General features: G+C 62.7%; 16 protein-coding genes and 2 pseudogenes. 11 read left to right on the top strand and 7 right to left on the bottom strand.

All coding sequences use genetic code 11. The annotated features are described in order from the left end of the window. Window positions 1-33: 33 nt before the first annotated feature. Both IEW98_RS16845 and IEW98_RS16840 read right to left on the bottom strand, forming a co-directional pair. The gene (locus IEW98_RS16845) at window positions 34-525 is read right to left on the bottom strand and encodes a type II restriction enzyme NmeDI-related protein (protein WP_207792606.1); all 492 of its coding nucleotides are present in this window, start codon (window positions 523-525) and stop codon (window positions 34-36) included. Between the two features lie 189 nt (window positions 526-714). Next, complete coding sequence (locus tag IEW98_RS16840) at window positions 715-1,248, bottom strand: hypothetical protein (protein WP_188764394.1); 534 nt, start codon at window positions 1,246-1,248, stop codon at window positions 715-717. A gap of 222 nt (window positions 1,249-1,470) precedes the next feature. Between IEW98_RS16840 and IEW98_RS15645 the strand changes: the two genes are divergently transcribed. Further along, window positions 1,471-2,700 carry a cytochrome P450 gene (locus IEW98_RS15645; RefSeq protein WP_188764392.1) on the top strand — a complete coding sequence of 410 codons (1,230 nt, stop codon included), beginning with the start codon at window positions 1,471-1,473 and terminating at the stop codon, window positions 2,698-2,700. A gap of 541 nt (window positions 2,701-3,241) precedes the next feature. On the opposite strand, the pseudogene IEW98_RS15640 reads toward IEW98_RS15645, so the two are convergent. Together IEW98_RS15640 and IEW98_RS15635 are read right to left on the bottom strand one after the other, a co-directional pair. After that, window positions 3,242-3,555: pseudogene (locus IEW98_RS15640) on the bottom strand (type II toxin-antitoxin system RelE/ParE family toxin). Further along, on the bottom strand, window positions 3,552-3,785 hold the full coding sequence (locus IEW98_RS15635; RefSeq protein ID WP_243450818.1) for a CopG family ribbon-helix-helix protein: 234 nt from the start codon (window positions 3,783-3,785) through the stop codon (window positions 3,552-3,554). The pseudogene IEW98_RS15640 and the gene IEW98_RS15635 overlap by 4 nt, the downstream one beginning before the upstream one ends. Window positions 3,786-4,119: 334 nt before the next feature. On the opposite strand from IEW98_RS15635, the gene coxB reads away from it, so the two are divergent. The 7 genes from coxB (at window position 4,120) to IEW98_RS15605 (ending at window position 11,610) form a co-directional block, all read left to right on the top strand. Then, the gene (gene coxB / locus IEW98_RS15630) at window positions 4,120-5,172 is read left to right on the top strand and encodes a cytochrome c oxidase subunit II (protein ID WP_188764390.1); all 1,053 of its coding nucleotides are present in this window, start codon (window positions 4,120-4,122) and stop codon (window positions 5,170-5,172) included. Between the two features lie 95 nt (window positions 5,173-5,267). Further along, window positions 5,268-7,670, top strand: coding sequence for a cbb3-type cytochrome c oxidase subunit I (locus IEW98_RS15625; protein WP_207792604.1), 2,403 nt, complete (start codon window positions 5,268-5,270; stop codon window positions 7,668-7,670). A gap of 3 nt (window positions 7,671-7,673) precedes the next feature. Further along, window positions 7,674-8,066: a hypothetical protein gene (locus tag IEW98_RS15620; protein ID WP_188764386.1), complete on the top strand. Its 393-nt coding sequence runs from the start codon at window positions 7,674-7,676 to the stop codon at window positions 8,064-8,066. Then, complete coding sequence (locus IEW98_RS15615; protein WP_243450817.1) at window positions 8,063-8,668, top strand: cytochrome c oxidase assembly protein; 606 nt, start codon at window positions 8,063-8,065, stop codon at window positions 8,666-8,668. Before IEW98_RS15620 ends, IEW98_RS15615 begins: the two co-directional genes overlap by 4 nt. Continuing rightward, window positions 8,665-9,747 (top strand): c-type cytochrome, encoded by a 1,083-nt coding sequence (locus IEW98_RS15610; RefSeq protein ID WP_188764384.1) that lies wholly within the window; start codon window positions 8,665-8,667, stop codon window positions 9,745-9,747. The genes IEW98_RS15615 and IEW98_RS15610 overlap by 4 nt, the downstream gene beginning before the upstream one ends. Window positions 9,748-9,862: 115 nt before the next feature. Continuing rightward, entirely contained in the window at window positions 9,863-10,291 is a 429-nt protein-coding gene (locus tag IEW98_RS16225) for a DUF2231 domain-containing protein (protein WP_207792603.1), read from the top strand. Continuing rightward, window positions 10,288-11,610, top strand: a complete 1,323-nt coding sequence (locus IEW98_RS15605; RefSeq protein ID WP_207792602.1) for a PQQ-dependent sugar dehydrogenase — start codon at window positions 10,288-10,290, stop codon at window positions 11,608-11,610. Before IEW98_RS16225 ends, IEW98_RS15605 begins: the two co-directional genes overlap by 4 nt. 170 nt (window positions 11,611-11,780) lie before the next feature. On the opposite strand, the pseudogene IEW98_RS15600 reads toward IEW98_RS15605, so the two are convergent. The 3 genes and pseudogenes from IEW98_RS15600 to IEW98_RS15590 all read right to left on the bottom strand — a co-directional run bounded on the left by IEW98_RS15600 (window position 11,781) and on the right by IEW98_RS15590 (window position 13,524). Beyond that, window positions 11,781-12,793: pseudogene (locus IEW98_RS15600) on the bottom strand (IS3 family transposase). A gap of 34 nt (window positions 12,794-12,827) precedes the next feature. Continuing rightward, entirely contained in the window at window positions 12,828-13,064 is a 237-nt protein-coding gene (locus tag IEW98_RS15595) for a hypothetical protein (RefSeq protein ID WP_188764380.1), read from the bottom strand. A gap of 43 nt (window positions 13,065-13,107) precedes the next feature. After that, window positions 13,108-13,524 carry a mobile mystery protein A gene (locus tag IEW98_RS15590; RefSeq protein ID WP_188764378.1) on the bottom strand — a complete coding sequence of 139 codons (417 nt, stop codon included), beginning with the start codon at window positions 13,522-13,524 and terminating at the stop codon, window positions 13,108-13,110. Window positions 13,525-14,013: 489 nt separating this feature from the next. Here IEW98_RS15590 and IEW98_RS15585 point away from each other — a divergent pair, with 489 nt between their 5' ends. The 3 genes from IEW98_RS15585 (at window position 14,014) to IEW98_RS15575 (ending at window position 16,891) form a co-directional block, all read left to right on the top strand. Next, window positions 14,014-14,283 carry a hypothetical protein gene (locus IEW98_RS15585; RefSeq protein ID WP_188764376.1) on the top strand — a complete coding sequence of 90 codons (270 nt, stop codon included), beginning with the start codon at window positions 14,014-14,016 and terminating at the stop codon, window positions 14,281-14,283. Between the two features lie 208 nt (window positions 14,284-14,491). Continuing rightward, window positions 14,492-15,604 (top strand): NAD(P)H-dependent flavin oxidoreductase, encoded by a 1,113-nt coding sequence (locus IEW98_RS15580; protein WP_207792601.1) that lies wholly within the window; start codon window positions 14,492-14,494, stop codon window positions 15,602-15,604. A 144-nt stretch (window positions 15,605-15,748) separates the two neighbouring features. Continuing rightward, a complete protein-coding gene (locus IEW98_RS15575) occupies window positions 15,749-16,891 on the top strand; it encodes an NADH:flavin oxidoreductase/NADH oxidase (RefSeq protein ID WP_188764374.1) in 1,143 nt (380 codons plus the stop codon). The last annotated feature ends 221 nt before the right edge of the window (window positions 16,892-17,112 follow it).

The following is a 17,112-nucleotide window of genomic DNA, read 5'->3' as shown; positions in this document are numbered from 1 at the left end:
ACCAGATCAATCAACTCAGGTTTCGTAAGCCCCTCAAGATCCTCGCGATTCATGGAAAGGATGAATCACGGACAGCCCGGTTTGGCAAGGGGGTGAGTAATTACCCGAACTCTCGAGCCAGAGCACATCGATCAAGCGGATCATATCGGCGCCCGGAGCTAACTCGATGGCGGGAGGAAGCCGTTCGAGACAGCCGGCACCCCGCGGCACGCCATCGTGCAAGCGGCCGCGATCATTGGCCGCCATCCAGACACCATAGCCGAGCGCGCGGCCGAGGTCGCGGAGCCACGCCTGGACCTCGGAATGGCTACGATCGATCTCGGCACCGCCAATGTTCGGCTTGACACTGCGCACGGCCTCTTGTTTCGCTGCATCAAGCCGGACGATCCAATCATCGGCGCTGGTCGCGCCAGCACTCGGCGCCAGGTAGCGTCCCGATTCGACATCAAACAAAAAACCGCCGACCGCGCCAAGGTCATTGGAAAACAAATGCCGGTATCGGGCATTGAGCGTCGCGGACGCCATCGCGCAGAGCGAGATAATGCAGCCAGAACCCGAGCTTTGCTTTGGCTCCGGTGACCGCGTTACAGCCGTTCACGATTGCGGTGTTGAACGGCGCGACATGCGTTGGGAGCAAAAATACAAGAGGTTGGCAACCGCCGGCCTCATACCCTTGATCGCCCGTGCGTCGATTGCCCGGATCGCTGTAAGAATTTATGCCTTCTCGTTGCAACCGCAACACCGAGCAAGTAGACGCACGAAAGCGCGTTGGTTCTCCGAATTCTCGTAAATGTCGGAGATACGAAGCTTTGGCTTCCACAAAAATGCGTGCTCGGCGCCTTTGGAGATCTGGCGCTGCTCAGCTATCGAATGGACGACCGCCTCGAGCGATGATCTGCGATAAGCGACGCCACGACAGTCGGCTTCGATTTTCGCGACGACCTGCTCTATACCTCGGCCGATCGAGCGAAAACTATTGATGCGCTGATCACACAGGAACCAGCTTTTGTACGTCGCCGCCGGGTCGTCGCGCCAGCGTTCGATGGTGAGTTGCAGCAAATCGACCGGTGCATCCGCTTGAGCGACACTCACTTGGGCTTGCGCGAGGAACTGTGCAAGCTGACGATCTGCCATCTGCCATCTGCCATCCGACTGCCGCAGCACCCCGGTCTGCACCCCCTTGCCCTCGGCAAGCGCACCCTTTTTCGGCTCGATCGTATAGCGATAGGTTTCGGTCGAAATCGCCATCGGCTCTCAGGAAGAGTGGCAGGTGAGCGCCCTGTGCAGCAGCGTGCCCTGCAAGGAAAGGCAAACAGCGACGCGGGACAAGTCATACGAGCGGTCGTATGATTGCTCGATCAATCTGGTATACTGCAGCTGCGCGCCAAGGCGGCAGCTGCTTTTTCATCTCTCGCCAACCGCTCGGAACAAGCGCAGACTGCGTGCAGTCCGCAGTTTGGGGAAGCGCAAATGGCAACGCAGTTGCAGCACGACGACAGCTTGGCGCTTCTCGATGTTAGCCGCATGGAAATATGGCGCGACGACGCCTGGCGAGCGCCGTTCCAGCGCCTGTTGACCGAGGCGCCGGTGCACTACTGCGCCGACAGCATATTCGGGCCGTACTGGTCGATTACCCGCCACGCCGACATCATGGCGGTAGAAGCGCATCCCGAGATTTTCTCGTCGAGCTACGAGTATGGCGGTATCACGATCGCTGACATCCTCGGCGACATGAACCTGCCGCAGTTTATCGCGATGGACCGACCCAAGCATACTGGGCAGCGCCGCGTCGTATCGCCCGCGTTCGGCCCGGCCGAAATTACGCGCATGGCAGCTTCCATCCGGCAGCGCACCACCGAGTTGCTCGACACTCTGCCCTTTGGGAAAGAGTTCGACTGGGTCGATACCGTTTCAGTCGAGCTAACCACCGGCATGCTGGCAATCCTGTTCGATTTCCCGTGGCAGGACCGGCGGCTGCTGACCCTGTGGTCAGACTGGGGCGGCGACATCGAGGCGGCGGTCGATCCGGTACGCGCACCGATCCGGCACCAGCACCTGCTCGACATGACCGAATATTTTGACCGACTATTCGCCGAGCGGAAAGCCCGTGCACCCACCGGTGACCTGATCTCGATGATGGTCCATTCCGACGCGATGGGCGACATGAAGTTTAAGGAGCGCACCGGCAATTTGATCCTGCTGATCGTCGGCGGCAACGACACGACACGCAACTCGATGTCGGGTTCGATCCATGCCTTTCACCAATATCCGGACCAATGGGACAAATTGCTCGCCGACCCCTCCCTGATTCCGGCGGCCGTGCCCGAGGCAATTCGCTGGCAGACGCCGCTGTCCCACATGCGCCGTACCGCAAACCAGGATACCGAAATCGCCGGCACGCCGATCGCCAAAGGTGAGAAGGTCGTCCTCTGGTATATCGCTGCCAACCGGGAAGAGAGCGTCTTTCCGGGCGCCGAACGCCTCGACATCAGCCGTGCCAATGCTAGGCGGCATCTGTCGTTCGGCTTCGGCATTCACCGCTGCGTCGGCGCCCGGCTCGCTGAACTTCAGCTCCAGATCCTGTTTGAGGAAATGGTTGCACGAAAGTGGCGGGTGCGCGTCACGGGCGAGCCCGCCTACGTGCCGCAGAGCTTTGTGCATGGCTACACGCGTCTGCCAGTGATGATCGACCGCAGCTGATCGGGCTGCTTCGCGAGGCCACTTCACCATACTGACTCGGGCTCGATAACTAACATCGGCAATTCATTTTGCAGGCATCGAGCATCAACAAAGCGGTACAGGTGCTGGTGCTGAACGGTCAACCTTCGTCAAAATGGAGGCCATCTATGGTGCGCGAAGGCGAGGCGCCAGACCAACGTCCTCGTCTTCCAGCTCGGCAAATACCGCTACATGAATTTCGTCCGCATCGGCGTGCCGCTCAACCTTGTCACCTGGGTGGTCGGTGTTGTGACGATCCCGTACTTCTTTCCATTCTGAGGCTGCGTCACGGGGTCGTTGGAAGTACTTGCTTCAGCTCAATGCAGGACTGGGGATGGCGGCAAGCGCGCGAGACGCGACGATCGCCAGGCAAGGATACGCTCTATGCTGCCGCCCTGGACGATGACTGAGAACAGCACAACGACATAGGTGGCAGCAAGGGCGACGGATCGTGCATTGCCATCAGCCTGCTGAATCGGATGACATACAAGGCGTCGGCGCATTGGTGTACGCAAGGGGACCATCAATCAGACGGCCATGTTTCCTCTGGCCAGTCTCGCGCTGTATGGATTACGCGAAGGATAGCGACGACCTCGCCAGCGTCGCGCGGAACGATTTCGTAGGCGATGACGTAAGGCAGCCCCGTCACAGATTTTTCGTAGGTGCCGGCCACCCTTCCCGGACGCCCGGTGGCAAAAAATGTTCAATCTGGGCAGCCGCCTTACGCAGGCGATCCACGACCCGAGTGGCGGCAACGGGATCATCGCCGGCAAGATGTACCAACTGCTTCTTGAGATCGTCGAGGGCGTCACGCGACCAGAGTATAGGTCGTGTCACGAGTTCCACGCACTCCGGGCAGCTTCGACGGCGGCAGTCAACTCAGCGAAGGCAACATCGTTCGAGACGAGATGACCTGCTGCGACGTTGTCTCGTCCGCGCTTGATCCCTTCGATGATCGCCTGCTCTCGATCCAGGTAGCGATCCACCGCTTCAGCCACCAAGAACGAACGGCTGCGACGCGTTTCACGCGCCAGCTGACCGAGGCGCTCCTTGGTCTCCGCGGTCACCCTGATGGTTATGGTGGTCGGTGCCGTTATTGTCGCGCTCCAGTGCCGGTTTGTACACAATGTAGCACATACCGTTTGTGGCGCCGACCAGCGCCGTCGCGGACGACATTGATATTTGCCACTGTGACATTGCCACACTCGGGGGACGAGTGTCCGTAAGTGGACGGTGTATGCATCTACGGCCATCTAAAAATGTCCCATAGTGCCCCGACAAGGCTTACGGCTATCGCACGGGCCTGGATGTCCGGTGTCGCAACTTTGGCCAGCGTCGCAAGTTGGAGTGATGAACACGTGCCGACCAAACGCCATATGTTCGCTCAAGGGTTAGTCGTCGATGGCCTGTAAACAAAGTTCGCCGCGCCGGGGCATACCTACTCAGGCTGTCGCGACGCGCGGATTTCGGGTCGCGTCAGACCATGGTTCCCGCAGATTTCTCGCGTCAGGCGCCCCGCTGCCGGTAATTTTCGTAGGCGCCTGCACAGGCCCGCAGTCGTCGCTTGATCCCGCAGGTCGCGCCGCGTCGAGCATCGCCGATATGTTCTGGGTCGTGCTGGCACTGAGCATCGTCGTGTGGCTCGCCGTAATCGGCGTTGCGATCTACGCAATGCGACGCAACCGCGACATCGCGTCCGATCACACCGGCCTATGGCTCATCTTGGGCGGCGGCGTCATCATTCCCACGGTCGTGCTCTCGGTGCTCCTTGTCTGGAGCCTCGGCGTGATGCCGACCTTGCGTGAGCCTTCGCGACCGCCGGCTCTGGTCGTCGAAATCTCGGCTGAGCGCTTCTGGTGGCGGGTGCGTTACCGAGATGCCAACCTGGTCGTGGACAGCGCCAACGAGCTTCGTCTGCCGCTCGGCGAGCCTGTCGAGATCATTCTGACCTCGCCCGATGTCATCCACAGCTTCTGGGTGCCCAATCTGGCGGGCAAGATGGACGCCATTCCGGGCCGCACCACGCGTCTGCTGCTCGAGCCAGAGCGCGTTGGCCGCTTTCGGGGCCAGTGCGCCGAGTTCTGCGGCACCAGCCACGCCCAGATGGCTTTTGCCGTCGAGGTCATGCCTCGCGCCGGCTTCGACCGCTGGATCGCTGCCGAAGCCCGGCCTGCCGTGCCGCTTGCCGGTGCTGTGCTGTTCGAGACGCACGGCTGCGGCGCCTGCCACATGATCCGCGGCACGGCGGCGCGCGGCACGGCCGGGCCTGACCTGACGCATGTCGGTTCCCGTCGCACGATCGCTGCGGCGGCGCTGCCGATGCGCGAAGCCGATCTGATCCGCTGGATTGCCCACACCGAGGATGTGAAGCCCGAAGTCAACATGCCCAGTTTCGCGATGCTCCCCCGCCGCGACATCGAGGCGTTGGCGACCTATCTGCTGGCGCTCAAGTGAGCGCGGAAGATGCCCTGGCTGAAACGCGCCGCGTCGGTGCCGAGCAACTGCGCGCCGTGTGGAAACGGCCCGGAGGCTGGCGACGCCTGTCGTCCGTGAACAATTCCGACGTCGGGCGCTGGTTCGCGTTCGCCTGCCTTGTGTTCATGCTTACGGCAGGGGTGATGGCGCTGCTGCTCCGGGTCGAGCTTGCCACGCCGGCGCAGGATGTGTTGAGCGCGCGCCAATACAATCAGCTGTACTCGCTGCACGGCTCGGTGATGATGTTCCTCGTCGCGGTCCCGATCTTCGAGGCGATCTCGATGCTGCTGCTCCCCGCTATCCTCGGCGCGCGCGAACTGCCCTTTCCGCGGCTCGGTGCAATGAGCTTCTGGGGGTTTGCGCTCGGCGGGCTGTTTGTCATCGGATCGATCTTCTTCGATGCCGCCCCCGACGCCGGCTGGTTCATGTATCCCCCGCTTTCGACACAGGTTTCGGGGGTGGGCTCGGATGTGTGGTTGCTCGGCCTCGGCTTTATCGAAATCACCTCGATCGCCGCCGCCGTCGAGTTGATCACCAGCGTGCTCAAGGTGCGGCCGCCCGGAATGCGGCTCAACTTCATCCCGCTCTATGCCTGGTATGTGCTCGTCGTCGGCGCCATGGTCATCTTTGCCTTTCCGCCGCTGATCGCCGGCAGCCTGCTCTTCGAGCTTGAGCGCGAACTTGACATGCCGTTTTTCGATCCGACGCGGGGCGGCGATCCAGTGCTATGGCAGCACCTGTTCTGGATTTTCGGTCACCCGGAGGTCTACATCATTTTCCTGCCGGCGATCGCGATCACTGCGATGATCGTGCCCACCGTCGCCCAGCGGCCGATCATCGGTTATTCGTGGATCGTGCTTTCCGCCGTCGGAACCGGCTTCCTGTCGTTCGGGTTGTGGGTCCACCACATGTACACGACGGGGCTTCCCAACATCAGCCTCGGCTTCTTTTCGGCGGCGAGCCAGGCAGTCGTCATCCCAACCGGCGTCCAGATCTTCGCCTTTATCGCCACATTGCTTGCCGGCCGGGTGACACGCTCGACGCCGATGCTGTTCATTGCCGGCGCCTTCGCCATATTCGTCGCCGGCGGGCTGACCGGCGTCATGGTGGGGCTGGCGCCGTTCGACTGGCAGGCGCACGACACGTACTTCGTCGTCGCCCACCTCCACTACACGCTGTTCGGTGGCGCGGTGCTGCCGATCATCGCCGGCATCTATTATTTCTACCCGCTGATCACCGGTCACATGCTGTCCGACACGCTCGGCCGGTGGAGCTTCTGGCTGATCTTTATCGGCTTCAACGTCACCTTCCTGCCGATGCACCTGACCGGCCTCATCGGCATGCCGCGCCGGGTCAACGCCTATCCCGCCGAGATTGGCTGGCAGGCGCTCAATCTGGTCTCGACCATAGGCGCCTTCGTCATCGCCGCCGGCTTTGCGGTCTTTGTCTGGGACCTGTTCCGGTCGAAGCGCGATCAGCCCGAGCGGCCGCGCAACCCGTGGAATGCGGGGACGCTGGAATGGGCTGTGTCGGTGCCCGAGGAAAGCTGGGGGGTGCGTTCGGTGCCCGAGATCAGTTCGCGCTACCCGTTGTGGGATGAACCCGAAATTGTCGGGCGCATGGACCGCGGCGAGTTTTTCCTCCCCGACGCGCCGACCGGTCACCGTGAAACATTGATCACCAGCGTGCTCGACGCGACGCCGAGCCACGTGCTGCGCGTCAGTGGCGACAGTTTTGTGCCTATCCTTGCGGCCTTCGGGCTGGGCGGCTCGTTCATCCTGCCGGTTTTCAAACTCTATTGGTTTGCGCTTGCCTCCGGGCTGGTCGGCATCGCGGCGATTGTCTGGTGGCACTGGACGACGACCGCGCAGCCGCCTGAAAAGAATGCGCGCGACGCGGGGATGGGCCTCACGCTGCCGGTCTATGTCTCGGGGCCGTCGTCGACCGGCTGGTGGGCGACCTGGATCACCATGCTTGCGCTTCTAACTGCCTTCGTCAGCCTGGTTTTCGCCTATTTCTACTATTGGACGATCTGGCCGGTCTTTCCCGAAACGACCCCCGCCGCGGCGCCGCACTGGGGCGGGCTTGCGCTGCTGGGCGTCGCGTGGGGGCTGACAATCACGGGCCTCAAGTTGAACCAGCGCGGCCATGCGGCGTCGTTTCGCGCGGCCTTTGTCACGGCCTTCGGCTGCGCTCTCGCCGGGGGCGCGCTCTTTCAGTGGGCGCCTTTTGCGGCGGGAATGGACCCGACCGTCCATGCCTATCCGGCGATCGTCTTCGTGCTGCATTTCTGGATTACCATCCATGCAGCGCTCGGGGCGCTGATGCTTGGCTATTGCGTCGCCAAAAGCTGGGACGGTCGCCTGACCCGCGACTATGATGCCGACGTCTGGAATACGTTGCTTGTCTGGCACTTTACTCTCGGCATGGCGTTCGTCGCGGCAGCGGTAACCGGCCTGTATCCGGGAGCGACCTGAGCCATGGCAGGTGACGAGGACGAACAGGAGCTTGGCACCGAAGTAGCGGCGCTGCTGTGGATTGCCCTCGGCCCGGCGATCTGGACAGCGCATTTCCTCGGTGTCTACATCACCGGCGCCGTGCTCTGCGCCAAGACACCCGCTGTCGCGCTCGGCACGACGCGGATCGTCACCGTGCTTCTCACGCTGGCGGCGCTGGCGATGCTCCTCGTACTGCTCCGGCTGGCCTGGCGACGCTGGGATGTGGTTCGGCACGGCGATATCCTGCACGAAGGCGACAGCGTCGAGGACCGCCACCGTTTCGGCGGCCATGCGGCCTTCCTGCTCACCGGGCTGGCCATCATCGGCGTCCTGATGATGGCGCTGCCGCCCTTCTTCATCGACACGTGCCGATGATCCGCGGGCCGATGAACCGCTGGACGCTGGGTGCGATCGGCGCGGCACTGCTGGCGCAGGCCTGGATCGGGCCGCTGGCGCTATGGGCCAAATTCGCCTTTGCCGGCCACATGGCTGCGCACATGACGGTCGTCGCCATCGCGGCACCGTTCCTGGCGCTGGCGCTAGACCGGCCGCTCGATCGTGCTGCGCGCGTTTTGCCCTGGGCGTTTTCACCCATTCTCGCGTCGACAATCGAGATGGTCGCCGTGTGGGGCTGGCACGCCCCTGTCGCGCACGCCGCCGCTGGACGCTCACCGGCGGTGTTTGCCGCCGAGCAGGCGAGCTTTCTTGTCGCCGGCATCTGGTTGTGGGGGGCGGCGCTGCCACGCGATCGGGGTCGCATGGCCGGCGGTGTCGTCGCGCTGTTGTTGACGGCCACCCACATGACGCTGCTCGGTGTTCTGATCCTATTGAGCCCGCGTCTGCTTTATGGCCATGCCGCCAGCCTTGCCGACCAGCAGACCGGCGGCGCCATCATGCTCGGCGTCGGCGGCGCTGCCTATCTGGCCGGAGGGCTGGCGCTTTTGGCGCGGTTGCTCGATGACCGGCGCGCAGCATGATCCGCATGTCCGCCATCGTGCGCCACGGAATGATCCTAGCATTGATCGCGGTCGTTGCGGCCGCTGTGCTTATTGCGATCGGGCTTTTCCCGGTGTCGGCGCGGCTGGGCCATCTGCCCGGCGTCGGCTGGCTGCTGCACACGACCTATCAGCGGTCAGTCGATTTCTGGTCGGCGGGTATCGACCCGCCGCCGCTCGACGACCCGGCGCTGGTTCAGTTGGGTGCCGCGCATTTCGAAAGTGGCTGCCGCGCCTGCCACGGCGCCCCCGGCATTCCCAACGGCGCGTTGGCCGCCGCCATGCTGCCGCCGCCGCCGCACATCACGCACGCAATCAAGGGCTGGGACGACGCCGAGCTGTACTGGATCGTCCGCGAGGGCGTGAAGATGTCGGGGATGCCGCACTGGCCTGCGGTTGCGCGCGACGATGAACCCTGGGCGCTGGTGGCGTTCCTGCGCCGTGTGCCCCGGATTCGCGGCACCGAATACATCCGCCTGGCCCAGGCCCCCGCCGGCCGGGTGGCCGAACTCGGCGCCATCGGGCGGGTCGCCAATTGTGCCCGCTGCCACGGCATGGACGGCGTGCCGCCCATGCCGGGTGTCGTGCCGCGCATCGATGGCCTTTCGGCCGCCTATCTCGCGCAGACGCTGAGGGCCTATGCCGCGCGGCGACGCGACAGTGGGATCATGGCGGTGCAGGCAGTCGGGCTGTCCGAAACCGAAATCGCCGCGCTTGCCCGCTATTATGCCGCTGCGCCGGTGGCGGCGATGACGGTGGCGGCGCCGACGAAGCCGGCGCTCGTCGAACAGGGGCGCCGCATCGCGCTGGGCGTGTCGGCGCGCCGGCTTCCGGTCTGCGCCGCCTGCCATGGCCCCGGCACGCGTCCGAAAAGCCCGTTGTTCCCGGTCCTTGCCGGGCAACCCCAAGTCTATCTCGCACGACAACTGCACTTTTTCCGCGCTCGGAATCGCGGCGGCACCTCGCACGTCACCCTCATGTTCCCGATCGCGCGCCAGCTGGAGGACGAGGACATCGACGCGCTTGCCGCTTATTACGCCTCGCTGCGGCGGGGCGGGTGAGCGCGCCGGGGCGGGAACTTGACACGGGCCACGCGCATTGACGTCGACGACGTTGCAGCGGTTTCCAGATTTTGGTGGCGGGCGCTGGTCTCGAATGGAAGATGGAGAGGCGAACATGCCGGCTGCGCACGACCAGGAGGTGGCGAAAGCGCTTCACCCGTTGCATGCGGCGCTGTTGGCGGGGGTCGCTCCACTGCTTGTCTGCGCGTTGCTGAGCGACTGTGCCTATGCCACCACCCAGGAAACCCAATGGGCCAATTTTGCTTCGTGGCTGCTCGTCGGCGGCCTCGTGCTGGCAGGCGTAGTGGTGCTTTGGGCACTTATCGACCTGTTGCGAAAGAGACACCGGACAAGATCGCGCATCCTTTACACGGTCATCGTGCTGGCGATGGTCGCTCTGGGTTTCCTGAGCGCTCTCGAGCACGCCAAGGATGGCTGGGGGGCCATGCCGCAAGGGCTGATACTGTCTGCCATCGCCGCGCTGCTGGCGATCGTGGCGACCTGGATCGGCTTTTCAGCATTGCGCACAGGAGGCGCACGATGAGGCGCGTTGCAAGCGGCGCAACGATCGCCATCGCCGTCCTGCTGTCGGCCTGCGGCGACGACCCTACCCCCCCGACCTATGGCACAACGCCCGAACTACCGGCGCCGCAACGCGGGCTGCTGCCGAGCATGAAAATTGCCGCCAAAACGGGCTGGGGCAACGATCGCCCAACCGTTCCGGATGGCTATGCTATCACCGCTATCGCCACCGGCCTCAGGAGCGCGCGGCAGGTTCTTGTCTTGCCCAACGGCGACATTCTCGTTGCGGAGGGCAAGGGCGGCGAGGATGCACCAGCGTTGCGCCCGAAGGATATTATCGCCGGCTATTTGAAGGAGCAGGGCGCCAGCCCTTTGAAGCCCGGCAACCGGCTGACCTTGCTGCGCGATGCCGACGGCGACGGCTCCTATGAAGGGCGGACGGTTTTCGCCGAAAATCTCAACGCGCCCTATGGGCTCGCCCTGATCGGTAACCGGCTTTACGTCGCAAATCAGAATGCGCTGGTCCGGTTCGATTACAGCCCGGGTCAGTCCCGGGCCAGTGGCGCGCCGGTCAAAATTGCCGACCTGCCGTCGGAGATCAACCATCACTGGACCAAGGCGCTCACCGCCAGCGCCGACGGGCTCAGTCTCTATGTCGGCATCGGATCGAACAGCAATGTCGGTGAGCGCGGCATGATGGCCGAACAGGACCGCGCCATGATCTGGCAGGTCGACGCCGGGAATGGCGCGCACCGGCCGTTTGCGACGGGCCTGCGCAACCCCGCGGCGCTGGCAATCCAGCCCGGCACGGGCCAGCTATGGGCGGTGGTCAACGAGCGCGACGAGCTCGGCCCCAATCTGGTGCCGGACTATCTGACGTCCGTGCGGCAGGGCGGCTTCTATGGCTGGCCCTACAGCTACTGGGGCAAGAACGTCGATCGCCGCATCCAACCGCAGGATCCGCGGGCCGTTGCCACTGCCCTTGCGCCGGATTTTGCCCTCGGCGCGCACGTGGCCGCGCTTGGCATTGCGTTTTCGGCGCCGGCGATGGGCACTCGCTATGAAAACGGGGTGTTTGTGGGCGAGCATGGCAGCTGGAACCGGGATGTGCCGGTTGGCTACAAGGTCGTCTTCGTGCCGTTCCGCGATGGGCGGCCCGCCGGGCCGCCGGTCGATTTCGTGACCGGCTTTCTGCAGCCTAGTGGCAAGGCACGTGGCCGCCCGGTGGGTGTCGCCATAGACCCGCGCGGCGCGTTGATCGTAGCGGACGACCTGTCCAATACGATCTGGCGGGTCGCGCCGGTTCAAGCCGTCGCGGAGGGTGTTCGGTTGCCCGACTGATCCCTTCGAGCGGGCCGGGCAATGATTGGCCGTGGCGGCGCTGGCGCTGGGCAATCGTCGCCGGCGACCTTAATATCCTTTGCAAGGAGAGGTCATCGCAAGGGATGTTAGAGGTGGCTCGGTTCATCTGCACAGCCCCGCTGGATTGCCAAGTGGAGCGGCTGCTGGTTTCATGCCGCTGCGAGAAGCGGTTGGTTGAAGTAGACGTGATCGGGCGTCTTGCGGTCAAGGGATGAGTGCGGACGTCGGGCATTGTAGAAGGTCAGATACCGGCCAAGCAATGCGCGGGCTTCGCTGACCGAGCTGTAGGCTCGCAGATAAACCTCCTCATATTTGACCGAGCGCCACAGGCGTTCGACAAAAACGTTGTCCCGCCAGGCGCCGCGACCATCCATGCTGATCGCGATCTTCTCGCGGTGCAGGACCGATGTGAACGCCATGCTGGTGAACTGGCTGCCTTGGTCGGTGTTGAAAATCTCAGGAGCTCCGAAGCGCGTCAGCGCTTCCTCCAACGCCTCGATGCAGAAATCCGTCTCCAGCGTGATAGACAAGCGCCAAGACAAAACCCGGCGGCTGAACCAGTCGACGATGGCGATGAGGTAGACGAACCCGCGCGCCATCGGGATGTAGGTGATGTCGGTTGCCCAGACCTGGTTGGGCCGGGTCACCGCCAGCTTGCGCAGCAGATAGGGATAGACCTTGTGGCCCGGTGCCGGCTTCGACGTGTTCGGCCGCCGGTAGATCGCTTCGATCGCCATCTTCTTCATCAGCGTCGATATATGGAGGCGGCCGATCNAATAGACGCTGCCCCGGCTGATCCCCAGCTCCCGCGCCTGCCGGATTACCGGCAGCGCGTGCGAACGGTCGATCATCGTTTTGCGCTCGGCAACAGTCCCGCCTTGCCGAGCGCCCCGGACAAAAAATCGTGCGCCTTCGTCAGCTCGCCGATCTTGGCGTGCAAGGTCTTCACGTCGATCGCCGGCTCCGCCGGTTCGCTGTGGCTGTCCGATCCGAAAACGCCGGCAGCCCCTTCGAGCAACTGCCCGCGCCAAGTCGTGATTTGGTTCGGGTGAACGTCAAACTGCTGCGCCTGCTCGGCCAGTGTCTTCTCGCCCTTCACGGCAGCCAAAGCCACCTTCGCCTTGAATGCCGGACTGTGGTTCCGGCATGTTCGCTTCGTCATCTGGTCTCCTGTTCGGCAGCCATCCTCGCCGCCTTCAGGCAGAAACTCCACTTAGCCGACTCTGCCGAACACCCGCTTGCACCGCTGCTGCAGGAACGTGTTTCGAGAACGTTGCGCCGCCGACTGAATACTTGGCGTTCGCGATCCCGATCTGCTTGGCCTCGTTGAGGTCGGCTCGCAAGGCAATGTACGTCGGGATCAAGCCCTCCCAATCCTCGTGCGGCAGTGGCCTATTCGCGTCATCGTCCCCGCCGAACAGCGGATCGCTCATCCGCTGCGCCAGATGCGGCGTGGATCCTCGAGCAGGGCCGCGATCAATCGTTCGCGCTCGTGTTCAGATCAGCGCCGCCTATTGCCTGGTTCTCCAGGCCCATAGTGTGATGCGCAACACGCAGCTGCCGCTCGGCAACCTTGGCTGCTTCCACTCGCAACATGTCGTCGAGCGGTCGCCGTGGAACCAACGCATAGACCAGCTCGCATTCCAAGCCCTCGGCGACGCCGCGCAAGGACCGCAAGGTGATGCTGCCGTCAACTTTCCCCTGCTCGAACTGCGTTGCCTGCGCCTGCGATACACCGATCCGTCGTCCGAGCTCGGTGGCCGTCATCCCCAGCGCGTCACGCAGCGCCCGAACCCAGCCTTTTGCCGGCCGTGCCGCGATGGTGCTATCACGTAGGGGTGCAAGTCTAGCCTCGAGATGTTTACACGCCAGTACGGTGGCGGATGAGATCATAAATTATGCCTAATGTGCAACGTTTGATCAGCTATAGGTTGTTGGTCGGCATGTATTGCATAAGCCTTAGATGATAAAAAAGCCGTTGACATGGCCACCCTCTCTGACGACCTTGTCCCTCGGCAGCCGACATGATGCTTGGCAAACTGTTATGGTAATATTCAACATCGATCGGCGCCCGTATCTTGGGGCAGCGGCGCCACTCTCCAGACTACAAGCAAGAGCCCAAATCGATTTATGGTTCCGTGACACGCGCCAATCTAAATCATTCACGGTATTGATGAATGCAAAGTAGGTGTGATGACGGGCGTCAACTGAACGTTACTGTCGTTCTCCTTGTTGCGGCGAACGGTGGTTTTCAGCAAGAGCTGATCTCCTGTCGATCTCAAATGGTCCACTTTCGAAAGTACGACGCCACCCATTCTCGGTTTAGCGTTTGTTCAATAGTCAAGGCCGATCGCCGACCCTGTTCGGGGCGGCTGACGTATCATGCTGGACGGCGAACCGGCGGCTGCCATCACGCGCCTGTTGGCCTGCCACATCGAAGCAGCGCTCCTTGCGCTCGGCGCCGATCGCGACCTGCTGCCTTCCGTCCCCGTCTCGCTGGTCAGTGCTCAATTGGCGTCAGGGAAAATCGCACTGCTGCGGGCATGGTTGACCGGGAGGGCATCCGCACAGCCCGAAACCATCGCCAAGCTTATTCATGGCACCACATATGCAGCCGCGATTGCGGCACTTGCGCCGAAATTAGTGCCGTGATGACCGCCGGTTGCTACGGCGCTCCCCCGGCGGACAGCCAAGCAGCGGCAGTTCTCGTTTGAAAGGCGGCCATGGACAATACGAGTTGGCGATTTCCGATATCGAGCATCTTCGAATCGGCGCCACGACACCTGTAGGATGGCGAACACCGTAGCACGTAGCAACGTCAAAACCGACCGGTTGTGACACATGCGCACAAACCTAGCGGATGGCGCATTTGATTGCGGGAGAGGTTGCGCACTCGCTCCGATTGTGGTGGTCGGTAGCCATGTCGCCTCGCACGCGTTCTTTCGCCTTCTGCACAAAGTTCGGCCTTCAGATTCCGATTGTCATGGGCCCCATGGCAGGCAGCTCTCCACCTGCGCTTGCGGCCGAAGTTGCCAATGCGGGGGGTATGGGCGGGTGCGGCGCGCTGCTCATGGACGGTCCACGAATCGCGAACTGGGCAGCCTTGTTCCGACAATGCTCGGACGGCGCGTTTCAGATAAACACATGGATTCCTGACCCAAAGCCGACGCTTCACTCCGCCGATCTCGATCGCATTGCCGCGCTTCTGGCTGCCCAAGGCGTTCAAATGGGTGCGGTAGCGCAATCGAGCTTGCCCGATTTCAATGCCCAGTGCGATGCGATTATTGCGGCTCGTCCCACGGCCGCGTCGTCCATCATGGGGCTCTACCCTCCCGGCGTCGTCACCCGCATGCAAGCGGCTGGTATAAAATGGTTTGCTGCCGTCACGTCGGTTTCCGAAGCGCGAGCCGCCTATGAGGCGGGGGCTGATGCGCTCGTCGTGAGCGGCGTGGAAGCTGGGGGCCATCGCGGCGCTTTCGATTCCAGTCTTGCCGAACGACAGGGCGGTACGTTGTTCGCGCTGATACCGATCATTGCCGATGCCGTTCCACTCCCAATCATCGCCGCCGGGGGCATTGCCGACGGGCGGGGGGTTGCCGCGGCGCTTACGCTCGGAGCTTCGGCGGTTCAAATCGGCACAGCGCTGCTGCGCACGCCCGAGGCAGGAACGCCGGCCTTATGGGCGGATGCGCTGGCCCGGACCATGCCCGAAGATACCGTCATGACCCGCGCCTACAGCGGGCGACTTGCGCGCGCAGTGCGCAACGCATGGACCGACACAATCGACGATGCTGCGTTGCCTTATCCCGCGCAACGGCAAGCTGTCGCTCCGCTTCGCGACCGGGCGCTCACGACTGGCGACACAAGCATCATGCAGATGTGGGCCGGGCAGGCGGCGAGCCTAGCACGGACAGAACCGGCGTCTCACGTGGTGGGTCGGCTCTGGGTCGAAGCCGATGCCCTTCTCGCCTAGCCGGACACGTAGGTAGCTATCGACGCGAGCGCCTCGTATCGCTTGCTGATCGAGCGGAACGCGCGGTGCAAGACTTTCCCGGTTCCCGATCGTCCCGCCCTTGGCGCGAAGCCGTTCGAGATAGCTGCCTAGGATGCGAAAATCATGCCGAACCTGTTCAGTCCCTACACTCTCAAGGGGGTGACTCTTCGCAACCGTATCGCGATGTCGCCGATGACGATGTACCGGGCCCAAGATGGACTGATGAACGACTACCATATGATGCTGCTCGGCTCTCGCGCAGCTGGCGGCTTCGGTCTTGTATTCCCCGAGCAGTTGGCAATCACTGCTGATGGACGAACAAGCGTTACCTGCGCTGGCATTTACGATGATGCTCAACTTGATGGGCTTTCTCGCGCGACTGCGATGATTAGATCCATGGGGGCTGTGCCGGCTATCCAGCTGGGCCATACAGGGCGAAAGGGTAGCAGTTTGAAGCCCTGGGAGGGCGGCGCCCAACTTTCTCCTGATCATCCCGATGGGTGGCAGGTGACCGGCCCGTCGGCTGTTCCCTACGGTGGAAAGCACACCCTGCCAGTTCATTCGCTATCTCGTGCGGAAATCAGGCAATTGCACAAGGACTATGCGTCCGCTGCAATACGAGCCCATCAAGCGGGCTTCGAATGGCTCGAATTGCATTTTGCTCACGGTTATCTTGGCGCGAGCTTTTTCTCGCCGCTCGCGAACCAGCGCACCGATGAATACGGGGGTAGCGTGGAAAACCGACTACGCTTTCATCTGGAGACACTCGACGCAGTTCGTGAGGTGTGGCCAGAGCGCTTCCCACTGACCATTCGGCTCGGTTCTGACGACCTTCACAAGGACGGGATACAGTTCGATGACGCAATCGTGGCGGTCGCTGCCATGAAGGGACACGGCGTGGATCTTGCGGACCTGAGCCTGGGCTTCAACACCGACGACATGAGCGAACGTCCGTTCAACCAGCTGGCCTTCATGGTCGAAAGGGGATCGCGATTGCGCCGCGAGGTGGATATACCCGTCGGCGTCAGCTGGAATCTGGGCGTGCCGGCGCTGGCTAATCGCGTAATTGAAGAAGGTGCAATCGACCTGGTATTTTTGGGGCGCCCGGCATTGTCAAACCCACATTGGCCAGTCTGGGCGGCCCGGGAACTTGGGCACGGTGACCCCTTCTCTCTGCTACCTCAAGACTGGAGCTTTTGGCTCGACAGTCATCGCGCTCACGACGCCGCGTTGGGATGGCCTAAGGTCGGAAGCCCTGCGTCGTAAAGCAGGTCCGAACCAGACAAGGTAGCTGATCTCCGGATTGTGCCGCGCCCGTTCACTCAGCGCGATAGCGGCATGATCGTAAATGTTGCGCAAGCACCGCCCTTGCGGCCAAGAGGATTGAGGTGGTCCCGGAAAACTGGACAGGGTGTTAAGCTATTCCCGATCTGAAGGATTGACGGGAATGAAGACGACGAGAAAGCGCTACAGCTCGGATTTCAAGG

Origin of the sequence: Sandarakinorhabdus glacialis, from assembly GCF_014643455.1 — a bacterium.
Taxonomy (GTDB): domain Bacteria; phylum Pseudomonadota; class Alphaproteobacteria; order Sphingomonadales; family Sphingomonadaceae; genus Sandarakinorhabdus; species Sandarakinorhabdus glacialis.
Note: the sequence above shows the minus strand (reverse complement) of the source record. Positions and strands in the feature narration are given on the sequence as shown.

What these genes read in the sequence shown, in the direction of transcription:
- IEW98_RS15595 (WP_188764380.1), bottom strand. Translation starts at nt 13,064, where the DNA reads ATGAGCGATCCGCTGTTCGGCGGGGACGATGACGCGAATAGGCCACTG.
- IEW98_RS16840 (WP_188764394.1), bottom strand. Translation starts at nt 1,248, where the DNA reads ATGGCGATTTCGACCGAAACCTATCGCTATACGATCGAGCCGAAAAAG.
- IEW98_RS15590 (WP_188764378.1), bottom strand. Translation starts at nt 13,524, where the DNA reads ATGATCTCATCCGCCACCGTACTGGCGTGTAAACATCTCGAGGCTAGA.
- IEW98_RS15645 (WP_188764392.1), top strand. Translation starts at nt 1,471, where the DNA reads ATGGCAACGCAGTTGCAGCACGACGACAGCTTGGCGCTTCTCGATGTT.
- IEW98_RS15615 (WP_243450817.1), top strand. Translation starts at nt 8,063, where the DNA reads ATGATCCGCGGGCCGATGAACCGCTGGACGCTGGGTGCGATCGGCGCG.
- IEW98_RS15580 (WP_207792601.1), top strand. Translation starts at nt 14,492, where the DNA reads ATGGCGCATTTGATTGCGGGAGAGGTTGCGCACTCGCTCCGATTGTGG.
- IEW98_RS16845 (WP_207792606.1), bottom strand. Translation starts at nt 525, where the DNA reads ATGGCGTCCGCGACGCTCAATGCCCGATACCGGCATTTGTTTTCCAAT.
- IEW98_RS15605 (WP_207792602.1), top strand. Translation starts at nt 10,288, where the DNA reads ATGAGGCGCGTTGCAAGCGGCGCAACGATCGCCATCGCCGTCCTGCTG.
- IEW98_RS15620 (WP_188764386.1), top strand. Translation starts at nt 7,674, where the DNA reads ATGGCAGGTGACGAGGACGAACAGGAGCTTGGCACCGAAGTAGCGGCG.
- IEW98_RS15610 (WP_188764384.1), top strand. Translation starts at nt 8,665, where the DNA reads ATGATCCGCATGTCCGCCATCGTGCGCCACGGAATGATCCTAGCATTG.
- IEW98_RS15575 (WP_188764374.1), top strand. Translation starts at nt 15,749, where the DNA reads ATGCCGAACCTGTTCAGTCCCTACACTCTCAAGGGGGTGACTCTTCGC.
- IEW98_RS15585 (WP_188764376.1), top strand. Translation starts at nt 14,014, where the DNA reads ATGCTGGACGGCGAACCGGCGGCTGCCATCACGCGCCTGTTGGCCTGC.
- coxB (WP_188764390.1), top strand. Translation starts at nt 4,120, where the DNA reads ATGGCCTGTAAACAAAGTTCGCCGCGCCGGGGCATACCTACTCAGGCT.
- IEW98_RS16225 (WP_207792603.1), top strand. Translation starts at nt 9,863, where the DNA reads ATGCCGGCTGCGCACGACCAGGAGGTGGCGAAAGCGCTTCACCCGTTG.